This window comes from Pseudomonas sp. BF-RE-21, from assembly GCF_019947305.1.
GTDB classification, from domain to species: domain Bacteria; phylum Pseudomonadota; class Gammaproteobacteria; order Pseudomonadales; family Pseudomonadaceae; genus Aquipseudomonas; species Aquipseudomonas migulae.
Map to the genome: position 1 here is coordinate 33,510 of NZ_JAGYGF010000057.1, position 10,184 is coordinate 43,693.

General features: G+C 60.9%; 10 protein-coding genes and 1 pseudogene. 4 read left to right on the plus strand and 7 right to left on the minus strand.

Annotation, left to right across the window (positions count from 1 at the left end; translation table 11 throughout):
* Positions 1–100: 100 nt before the first annotated feature.
* The 3 genes and pseudogenes from KGB25_RS25660 (at position 101) to KGB25_RS25665 (ending at position 2,097) form a co-directional block, all read left to right on the plus strand.
* Positions 101–358, plus strand: coding sequence for a hypothetical protein (locus tag KGB25_RS25660; RefSeq protein WP_008026610.1), 258 nt, complete (start codon positions 101–103; stop codon positions 356–358).
* Positions 359–513: 155 nt separating this feature from the next.
* A pseudogene (locus KGB25_RS30705) lies at positions 514–795 on the plus strand (PAS domain-containing protein); the annotation flags it as partial.
* 258 nt (positions 796–1,053) lie between these two features.
* Positions 1,054–2,097, plus strand: coding sequence for a methyl-accepting chemotaxis protein (locus KGB25_RS25665; protein WP_411740534.1), 1,044 nt, complete (start codon positions 1,054–1,056; stop codon positions 2,095–2,097).
* Here KGB25_RS25665 and KGB25_RS25670 read toward each other — a convergent pair.
* From KGB25_RS25670 to norR, 5 genes are all read right to left on the minus strand, one after another.
* Positions 2,094–2,843 (minus strand): YkgJ family cysteine cluster protein, encoded by a 750-nt coding sequence (locus KGB25_RS25670; protein ID WP_008037308.1) that lies wholly within the window; start codon positions 2,841–2,843, stop codon positions 2,094–2,096. The genes KGB25_RS25665 and KGB25_RS25670 overlap by 4 nt on opposite strands.
* An 83-nt stretch (positions 2,844–2,926) precedes the next feature.
* Entirely contained in the window at positions 2,927–3,253 is a 327-nt protein-coding gene (locus tag KGB25_RS25675) for a hypothetical protein (RefSeq protein WP_223437244.1), read from the minus strand.
* Positions 3,254–3,397: 144 nt separating this feature from the next.
* The gene (locus KGB25_RS25680) at positions 3,398–3,856 is read right to left on the minus strand and encodes a GNAT family N-acetyltransferase (RefSeq protein ID WP_223437245.1); all 459 of its coding nucleotides are present in this window, start codon (positions 3,854–3,856) and stop codon (positions 3,398–3,400) included.
* 25 nt (positions 3,857–3,881) lie between these two features.
* The gene (locus tag KGB25_RS25685) at positions 3,882–4,784 is read right to left on the minus strand and encodes a chemotaxis protein CheV (protein ID WP_008026621.1); all 903 of its coding nucleotides are present in this window, start codon (positions 4,782–4,784) and stop codon (positions 3,882–3,884) included.
* A 222-nt stretch (positions 4,785–5,006) separates the two neighbouring features.
* The gene (norR, locus tag KGB25_RS25690) at positions 5,007–6,557 is read right to left on the minus strand and encodes a nitric oxide reductase transcriptional regulator NorR (RefSeq protein ID WP_207286064.1); all 1,551 of its coding nucleotides are present in this window, start codon (positions 6,555–6,557) and stop codon (positions 5,007–5,009) included.
* A gap of 156 nt (positions 6,558–6,713) precedes the next feature.
* On the opposite strand from norR, the gene hmpA reads away from it, so the two are divergent.
* On the plus strand, positions 6,714–7,895 hold the full coding sequence (gene hmpA / locus KGB25_RS25695; protein ID WP_223437247.1) for an NO-inducible flavohemoprotein: 1,182 nt from the start codon (positions 6,714–6,716) through the stop codon (positions 7,893–7,895).
* A 326-nt stretch (positions 7,896–8,221) separates the two neighbouring features.
* On the opposite strand, the gene KGB25_RS25700 is transcribed toward hmpA, so the two are convergent.
* Both KGB25_RS25700 and KGB25_RS25705 read right to left on the minus strand, forming a co-directional pair.
* On the minus strand, positions 8,222–8,848 hold the full coding sequence (locus KGB25_RS25700; RefSeq protein ID WP_008026625.1) for a transcriptional regulator: 627 nt from the start codon (positions 8,846–8,848) through the stop codon (positions 8,222–8,224).
* 90 nt (positions 8,849–8,938) lie between these two features.
* Entirely contained in the window at positions 8,939–10,066 is a 1,128-nt protein-coding gene (locus KGB25_RS25705; RefSeq protein WP_192228978.1) for an NAD(P)/FAD-dependent oxidoreductase, read from the minus strand.
* Between the last annotated feature and the right edge of the window lie 118 nt (positions 10,067–10,184).

The window sequence follows — 10,184 nt, forward strand, 5'->3', positions numbered from 1 at the left end:
TCACTCGCCACGTGAAGCCTGTCGCCCTCGACACAGGTATACTGCCGCCTTTCGCGGCTCGCTGACTGGGCCCGACTCTTTTGCATCACCCGGAGCTTTCATGACTTCCCCGACACAACCGCCGGTTGCCGACGCTTTGAGCGACGACCAGGCAGACCTGCCAGACAGCGTCGACTCCAGCGCAGACAGCGAAACCAAAGCCGCGATCCCGGCATTCAAGTTCCCGTTCAAACCGGGTGAACTGGCCGCTGCGAAAACCGCCAGCCAGCCCTGGTACAAGAACGGCGCCAAGAACGGCCACACCAAGACCCCCGGCGCAGCGCCTCCCGGCACCCGTCGTTCGATGGGCAAACGCTGAGTTTTAACGCCCCCCCGCCATTGGCCATCGGCCGCGGTTTTCAATCGCGGTGATGGCTAAGTGCTCATATCCTGAGCCAGATCAACGTTTGTGGAATCAGTGCGCTTAGAGTCAGCAGCCCTGCCGACTCTTTCCATCCAACGAGCGCGCTTTCCATGAAGATCAACCTCCCGGTGACCGGCCGTAATGTCGACGTTGCGGCTGATGCGAATATCCTCTCGACCACTGATCTGACCAGCGCGATCACCTACGCCAACGACGACTTCATCAACATCTGCGGTTACAGCCGCGAGGAGTTGCTGGGCTCGACGCACAACTTGCTGCGCCACCCGGACATGCCGGCGGCGGCTTTCGCGCATATGTGGCAGACCCTTAAAAGCGGCCGCTCATGGATGGGGCTGGTGAAAAATCGCTGCAAGAATGGCGATCACTATTGGGTGAGCGCGTATGCCACGCCGGTGACGCAGAACGGTAAAGCCGTGGAGTATCAGTCGGTCCGGACAAAACCCTCGGCGCGGCAGATCGAAGCTGCGGAAAAAGCCTACGCACAGCTTCGCAGTGGTCGTACATCACTGTGGCAGCGGCTCCCCGTGCTCGGTCTGGGTCTCAAGGTGACGGCGTTGTTCAGCGCGACATTGGCCTGCGTGGTGGGTATCGAAGCGTGGCTGAACCCTTCGTCAGCCGTTTTCGGCGTACTGGCGTTTGTCGTGGGCAGTGGTTTGGCAGCGGTCGGAACCGGATTCATGTTGCGTCCGCTGAAAGTGTTGACCGAACGCGCCCGGCAGATTGCCGACAACCCGTTGAGTCAGGCTGTTTACACCGGTCGCCGCGATCAGTTCGGCCAGATCGAGTTTGCCTTCCAGATGCTCGAAGCGCAGATCGGCGCGGTGGTGGGGCGCATCGGCGATGCCTCGCAGCGCTTGGCCGGGCACGCGGCGGAACTGGTCGAACACCTGCAAGGCAGTCATAACAGCACGCTGGCCCAGCAGGCTGAAACCGATCAGGTGGCGGCGGCGATTCACCAGATGTCTGCCAGCGTGGCCGAGGTTGCCGGTCATGCGCAGCAGGCGTCCCAGGCGGCTGACCTGGCCGGCAACGAAACCCGTGAAGGTCATCAATTGGTGAGTGAAAGTCGCCATGCGGTGCTGCGTCTGGCCGAGGAGCTGGCGCGCGCCACCGAGGTGATTCATCAACTGGAGGGGCACAGCAGCGAGATTACCGGCGTGCTGGATGTGATTCGCAGCATCGCCGAGCAAACCAATCTGCTGGCCCTCAACGCGGCCATCGAAGCGGCGCGTGCCGGGGATGCCGGGCGCGGTTTCGCGGTGGTGGCCGATGAAGTCCGTGGCCTGGCCCAGCGTACCCAGCAATCGACCAACGAGATTCAGCGCATGATCAGCACCCTGCAAAACGGCACGCGGGACGCGGTGGTGGTGATGCAACAAAGCAGTGAACAGGTGGACAACAGCGTCGAACAGGCCCGACGCGCCGCCGATTCGCTGGACGCGATCAGTCGGCGGGTCAATCAGATCACGCAAATGAGCCTGCAAATCGCTTCGGCGGTGGAAGAGCAGAGCAGCGTCAGCGAAGACATCAACCGCAACATCATCAGTATTCGCTCAGCCTGCGAGGTCACGGTCAGTGAGGGGCAGCAAAGCCAGGCGAATTCCACCGATGTGGCGGGGCTGGCGGGGGACTTGCGGTTGTTGGCGCAAGAGTTTTGGCGAGCCCGCCGTTAAGCCGCGCGCAACGAAATGAAGGCATAGTTGAGCGGCGTCTCGGTGGCCACGTGCGCACCCGCCGCCAACACTTGCCCGGCGATGTCGTCACCCGATACGTGGAACTGCCAGTCACTGTCCGATCCTGTCAGCGGTTGTTGTGCCACCTGATCGATGACTGTGGCGAACGCGCTCATGTCCGGCAGATACGCAGTGAATCCATCGCCCTTCAGGGCCGTGGTCCGAATCCCCAGTGAGGCGCAAATCGCATCTTTGGTGCGGATATCGTCGCGATCCGCCTGACGGGAACGCTGGATGAGTCCTGCGAGCTCGTGATCGACCAATTCACCGCCAATGATCAGATCCGGGCCTTTTTCCCACGATTCCGGCGGGCATTCCTTGATCGCCGGGTTGAGGGGGATGTGCGGATTGATTTCCATCGGATAGATGCGGCACACCAGCGGCCGGCGTTCGTAGATGCGGCAGAGGTTGTCTTCGTCAAGATTCCGGCAGGGACCGACGTTGTACGCCGCAAACGTGATGGCCACGTAGGCCTCGCAGTCGCCGCTTTGAACCACCACCGAACGGCGCTCGGCATGTTCGCGTTGCTGCACCGGCAGGCCAAGGCCGTTGCCGAGGAAACCTTCCACCAGCACGATCACCTGACCGCCGTCGGCCGCCCACATCCGGGCTTCGGCCAGGGTCAGGGGGACGTGATGGTCATTGCAGCATTTGCCGCAACCTACGCAGGAAAACGTTGTATTCATTGAAAGATCAGTCGCTTGTCAGGGCCCGAAATGGCGACAGAATGCCACCGCAGAAGTCAGCGACGAAGCAAGTTATGCGCCATTTACCGGGATTTGGCGGGCAGGCGGATGGAGTCCCATTCGGTCACGTAGGCGGTTTTGCTTTTTTTGTTGTAGAGGCACAGCTCGGTGCCTTGCTGGCCTTTCATGTGTTTTTGCGGGTAGCGGCCTTGCAGGAGCACGGCGGTGTAGTCGACACGGTCATCGAACTGTGCGGCTTTGCCGACGGGGGAAGCGTCCGTCAGGCCGCTGGCCTTGATGCAACTGGCGAGCGTGGCTTTGTCGAAAGCGGCCCAGGCGTCTGGGCTGGAGGCGTGGGTTTGGGTGGCGAGGGCGGTGAGGCAGAGGACGGTGAGGGTGGTGGCTTTCATGGGTCAGGCATCCTTGGGCATGGGTGGGCCGAGTATGCCTGATGGGATGAGGTTGAATGTGTCGGCCCTTTCGCGGGCAAGCCTCGCTCCTACAGGTACGGTGATCACAATGTAGGAGCGAGGCTTGCCCGCAAAGGCGATGTATCAGGCCGGAACCGGCTCCCGGCGGACCACAATCATCCCGGCACTTTCATACAACCGCTGCGCCCGAAGGTTGTCTTCCAATACCTTCAAATCCACAAAACCTTCGCGACGCTGCTGAAACACGTTGAATGCATTCAACAACAACGCCCGGCCCAAACCCTGACCCTGGGCTCGCGGGTGCACGACCAGATTCTTGATGTAGGCGCTGGTCCAGCACTGGCATACACCCACGATACCGTCGGTATCCTGCGCAATGAAGCACAGGGAGGGATCGTATTCAGGGTCCGTCTCAAACCGCTGTTGCCAGATATCCAATGCCGGCACGCGCCCGCCACCGTCCAGATAACCCAGTTCCATCAAACGATGAACGTCTTCTGCCAGTTCTGGACGATATTCGTGCAGGACAATGCCCTGAGGCCAGGTGATTGCGGGCAAAACCTCCGCCAGGTTGCGCCGCATCAGAAAACAAAAAACCTCGGCCAACTCAGTGACCTTGTTCGGCGACCGCCTTGGCCGCTTCGATCAGGCACTTGGTCAGGTCCGGCGAAGAGAACTTGGTCAGCACCGCGTTGGCGCCGGCCAGACGCGCTTTTTCGCTGTTCATCGCGCTGTCCAGCGAGGTGTGCAGCAGCACATACAGGTGCGCAAAATCCGGGGTTTCGCGCAGGGTGCGGGTGAAGGCGTAGCCGTCCATCTCTGACATTTCGATGTCTGAAACAATCAGGTTGATCTGCTGGGCGGTGCCTTGCAGGTCCAGCAGGCAATCGATGGCTTCCTTGGCACTGCGCGCGGTATGGCATTGCAGGCCGAGGTTGCGCAGGGTGTGCACCGATTGTTGCAGGGCCACCTGGCTGTCGTCGACCACCAGAATCCGCGCGTTGCCGAGCACTTCCGCGTCTTCCATGCTCAGTTCGGTCGGGGCCGTTTCGATCTGCGCCGGGGCGATGCCGTGGATGACCTTTTCGATGTCCAGCACCTGCACCAGCGTGCCGTCGACCGAGGTCACGCCAGTGATGTACGAGCGCACACCGCCGGAGCCGAAGGGCGGAGGACGGATGTCGGTGGTCAGGCAGTGGACGATCTTGCTCACCGCCTGAACATGCAGGCCCTGCTTGGAGCGGCTGACGTCGGTGACGATCAGGCAGCCGCCATTCGGGTCTTCCAGCGGCCGCTCGCCGATCGCACGGCTCAGGTCGATCACCGACAACGACGCGCCGCGCAGGGTGGCGATGCCTTTGACGTGAGGATGCGACTCCGGCAGCTTGGTCAGCGGCGGGCAGGGGATGATTTCACTGACCTTGAGCAGGTTGATCGCCATCAACTTGCCGCTGCGCAAGGTAAACAGCAGAAGCGAAAGTGAGTCTGCGCGGGCTTTGGTGGAGGACATAAAAACCTTCTGTGGAAAAAGGTGATGGGCGAATGGAAGTCGCCAAAAGCTATCGATGCCGGGTTATCGACTTGATGGGGGCAGGCTTTAGGCTAAATGCCGATGCAATCGAAATGCTACCCCGAACCTGTAGGAGCCAGCTTGCTGGCGATAGCATTTCCGCGGTCAGTCAGACAAACCGCGGCGATACCATCGCCAGCAAGCCGGCTCCTACAAAAGCGTTCATTTCATGCCGAGTCTTTTGGCCATTCTTCCGAGATTTGCCCGATCCAAGCCTAGCTCACGCGCCGCGCTCGCCCAGTTATTGTGGTGCCGATCCAGGCACGCGCTGATCAATTGCCGCTGATAACTTTCAGTCGCCTCGCGCAAATCCCCTGACACCAACGTCACTGGCGTCGCGGTCGGCGACTCGGGCGTTACCTCAACGCTGCCACTGGGCAAATCCAGATCCGCCGCACTCAAGCTGAGAATCTTCGGCCGTTCCCTGCAGTTACCCAGCGCTTTCAACGCGCTGCGCCCAATCAAGTGCTCCAGCTCTCGCACGTTACCTGGCCAGTCATACGCGAGCAGCGACGCCTGGGCATCGCTGTTCAGGCGCAGGCTGTTGAGGCCCATGCGCGAACGGTTCTGCTCCAGGAAGAAACCGCTGAGCAGCAGCACATCCCGCCCGCGATCTCGCAGGGCCGGCACCAATAGCGGGTAAACGCTCAAACGGTGGTAGAAGTCGGCACGATAACGGCCACTGCGCACTTCCTCAGCCAGGTCGCGATTGGTCGCGGCGATGAGTCGCACATCGACTTGATGTTCCTTGTCCGAACCCAGTCGCTGCAATTGACCGCTTTGCAGCACGCGCAGCAATTTGGCCTGCACCGTCAGCGACAGTTCGCCGACTTCATCGAGAAACAGCGTGCCGCCATTGGCCAGTTCGAATTTGCCGCGACGGTCGCTGGTTGCCCCGGTGAAGGCGCCGCGCACATGGCCGAACAGTTCGCTTTCCACCAGCGTATCCGGCAGCGCGGCGCAGTTGAGGCTGATGATCGGCTTGTCGGCCCGGGGCGAGGCGGCGTGAATCGCTTGGGCCACCAACTCCTTGCCGACCCCGGTTTCACCGGTGATCAACACGGTCAGGTCACTGCCGCCGACCAGGCTGATCTCTTCGACCAAGCGTTTGTGGGCCTTGCTCTGACCGATCATTTCGCGGTTCTGCTGGCCGCTGGCCTGTCGGTACACCTCGGCGCGCTGATGCTCGTCTTCGACACGATTGGCCAGCCGTTCGATGCGCTCGGCGGCATTGACCGTGGCGGCGGCAAGGCTGGCGAAGGCTTGCAGGGCGTCCAGTTCGATCGGTTCCAAGCGTTCCGGGTCGAGGGCGTCGAGGGTCAGCAAACCCCACGGACGTTCGTCGATAAACAGCGGGCAACCCATGCAGTCATGGACTTCAAGGTGATCGTCGAGGCCATCGACCAGTCCGTCATAAGGATCGGGCATGTCGCTGTCGGCGGCGAAGCGGGTCGGGCCGGGGCTGCTGAGCAGGGCTTCAAAGCGAGGGTGTTCGCTGACCTTGAAGCGCCGGCCGAGGGTGTCGGTGCTCAAGCCGTCGACGGCCAGCGGCACCAGCCACTCGCCATCGAGGCGCAGTAGCGCGGCGGCGTCGCAGGGAAGCAAGGCGCGCATGGCTTCGAGCAGGCGCCGATAGCGCTCACCCTCGGGGAGTTCGCGGGACAGGTCCGAGACCAGGGGAAGCAGTGTGGTGAGCAAGGATTTTGCAGTCATAGTGACTCCGTGTAGTCGGTATGACTATAAGTCAGGGGGTGTCGTTATGACTAGAATGTTTTTAACTTATTGATTTATAACGACTAAATAACTGGCACGGAAACTGATAAGCATAGGGCAGTCAGTTAGAAAACCAAGCCGTTCAGGAGTCACCTTATGCTTAGCGTTCAAGACCGTGCAATCGTCAAATCCACTGTGCCGTTGCTGGAAAGCGGTGGTGAAGCATTGATCACGCATTTTTACCGCATGATGCTCTCCGAATACCCGGAAGTCCGCCCGCTGTTCAACCAGGCGCACCAGGCCTCCGGTGATCAACCCCGTGCCCTGGCCAACGGCGTGTTGATGTATGCGCGCCACATCGATCAGCTCGACCAATTGGGCGACCTGGTGGCCAAGATCATCAACAAGCACGTGGCGCTGCAAATCCTCCCGGAACACTACCCGATTGTCGGCACCTGCCTGTTGCGTGCGATTTCCGAAGTGTTGGGTGAAGAGATTGCCACACCGGAAGTGATGAGCGCCTGGGGCGCGGCGTACGGTCAACTGGCCGAGATCCTGATCGGCGCTGAAACCAGCATCTACGACCAGAAAGAACAGGCACCGGGCGGCTGGCGCGGTGCGCGGGAGTTCATCGTTGCGGCCAAGGTCGAGGAAAGCGCGGAAATCATCTCGTTCTACTTCGAACCGGCAGACAAAGGTCCGATCCTCGCGGCAGACCCCGGCCAGTACATCGGCATGAAACTGATCCTCGATGGTGAAGAGATTCGTCGTAACTATTCGCTGTCGGCCCTGGCGAACAAAGGCCAGTACCGTATCAGCGTCAAGCGTGAACACGGTGGCCGTGCCTCGAACCATTTGCATGATCAACTGCATGTAGGCGCCAGCATTCAGCTGTTCCCGCCATCGGGCGAATTCACCCTGAGCGACAGCGATAAACCGTTGGTGCTGATCAGCGGCGGCGTCGGTATTACCCCGACCCTGGCGATGCTGGAAGCGGCACTGGAAACCAAGCGGCCGGTGCATTTTATCCACTGCGCACGCAATGGCAGCGTTCACGCGTTCCGTGACTGGATTGATGGATTGGCTGAGCGTCACCCGCAACTCAAGCGTTTCTACTGCTACGACGAAGATGACGGCGTGAGCCCGGCGGCGCACAAGGTCGGGTTGTTGAGTGAGGAGCAACTGGGTGAGTGGTTGCCGCAACAACGCGATCTGGATGCGTACTTCCTGGGGCCTAAAGGCTTCATGGCGGCGGTGAAGCGTCACCTGAAAGCCTTGGGTGTACCGGAGAAGCAAAGCCGCTACGAGTTCTTCGGCCCGGCTTCGGCGTTGGAATAAACATCAAACCCGTAGGAGCAAGGCTTGCCTGCGAAGGCGTCTTTGAGATCGCCTTCGCCGGCAAGCCGTGCTCCTACAGATTTGGGGACGCATCAGAGTTGTGTGACTGGCGCAGAACCTTGTAGGAGCCGGCTTGCCGGCGATGGCGTCTTCAAAATCGCCATCGCCAGCAAGCTGGCTCCTACAGGTTTTTGGGGGGGCTCAACATCGTGTGGTTTGCGCAGAACCTTGTAGGAGCTGGCTTGCCGGCGATGGCGATCTTGAAGACGCCTTCGCAGGCAAGCCGTGCTCCTACAGGGCGTGTGTCGCTGGCAATCCGGGGTGTTTCAGCCTTTCAATTCTTTCAAATGCTTGTACACCGTCGCCCGTCCCATGTTCAGCACGTTGGCCACATAGTTCGAGGCGCTTTTGCCTTTGAAGGCGCCTTCGGCGTGCAGGGCCAGTACCAGTTCGCGTTTGTGGTCGCGGGTCAGCAGGTTCAGGCTCAGTTGACGTTCGCGCAGCCAGCCGTGAAGGAAGGTATTGATGCGCTCCTGCCAGTCATCGCGGAACAGTGAATCCGGTTGCGGGATCAGCTTGCTCGGCGACAGGAACAGGTCCAGCGCGGCCTTGGCATTTTCGAACAGCGAAATATTCAGATTGATGCACAGCACCGCCAGCGGATGACCGTCGCTGTCGCGCAGCACGCTGCTCAGGCTGCGAATTTTCTGACCATCCCAATTCAACTTTTCGTACGGCCCGATGTTTCGTTCGCTGATGTCATCGCTGAGCATGTCTTCCAGCGCCGAGTCGTCACCCACTTCCCGTTTCGACAGGTTGTTGGCGATGTAGTCGACTTTCTGTGTGCGCAGATCGTGCAGCACCACCTCGGCGTGGGGGAAGAACAACGTAGCGATGGCATCGGCGATCGCGCGGAAGTTGTCCAGGGCCGGGTCTTTTACAGGTGCGTTCATACAATGGAGCTCCAGGCAGCGTCAGCGCCCTGCAAAAAGGGCGCTGGAAGTTTGCCGTAATCGTGTCGACGCGTCACCTGAGGACGCCGGTCAGCCCAGGCGAGCAGGGGACAGCATCCCGGCGTCCAGGCCAAAACGCTTGAGTTGCTCGGGCAGTGCTTCACCGCGTACCAGCGCGGCGCTGGCCTGGCCCATGGCGGGCGAGGTCTGGATGCCGTAACCGCCTTGCGCCGCAACCCAGAACAGCCCCGGCACCTGCAGATCGAAACCGGACAGCAAATCGCCATCGGCGACGAAGCTGCGCAGGCCGGCCCAGGTGCGGGTCGGGCGTCGGATGGTCAGGGTGGTGGCTTCTTCGATCTGGTAAATGCCCATGGCGATGTCCAGTTCTTCGGGCTGCACGTCGTGTGGTTCAACCGGGTCGGCGTTGGCCGGCGAGCCAAGGAACATGCCGGCGTCCGGCTTCATGTAGAACGACTCGTCGAGGCTGACCAGCATCGGCCAATGGTGGATGTCCGCGCCTTCCGGCCCGGCGAAGATGAATGCTGCACGGCGTTTCGGTTGTAGACCTAGCGGCTTCGCGCCGGCCAGTTCGCCGATCTTGTCGGCCCAGGCGCCGGCAGCGTTGATGATGACCGGTGCGCTGAAGGTCTGGCTGTTGGTTTGAACCTGCCACACACCTTCGCCGTCGCGGGTCAGGCTCAGGACTTCAGTGTCGGTATGCACTTCACTTTTATTGCGGCGGATGCCACGCAGGTAACCCTGGTGCAAGGCGTCGGTGTCGATGTCGCTGGCGGTCGGATCGTAGATCGCGCCGTGGACTTTTTCCCGGCGCAGGATCGGCAGACGCGCGCAGGCCTCGTCGGCGCTGAGCAGTTGCATCTCTGGCACCGTGGCTTTGGCGCTCAGGTATTGATTGTTCAGTTCGGCCGGGTCGCCGGTGAAGTCCACGGTCATTTCGCCGCGCGGGGTCAGCAGCGGGTGTTCGCAGAAACCGGCAGGCGGGGCGTCGAAGAAGTCGCGGCTGGCCTGGGTCAATGCCCGGACCTGCGGTGTGCCGTAAGCGGCGGTGAATAGCGCCGCCGAGCGTCCGGTGGAGTGGTAGGCCGGATGGGATTCGCGTTCGAGCACGATCACTCGGGCGTGCTGCGACAGCCAGAAACCGGTGGAAGCGCCGGCAATCCCGCCGCCGATGATGATGAAGTCTGCCTGGCTCATGAATGTCTCCTGTCGAGCGCAAATGCCAATAGTGTCGGTGCCCCCTGTAGGAGCGAGGCTTGCCCGCGAAGGCGGTGTGTCATTCTCAATATATGTTTAATGACACACCGCCTTCGCG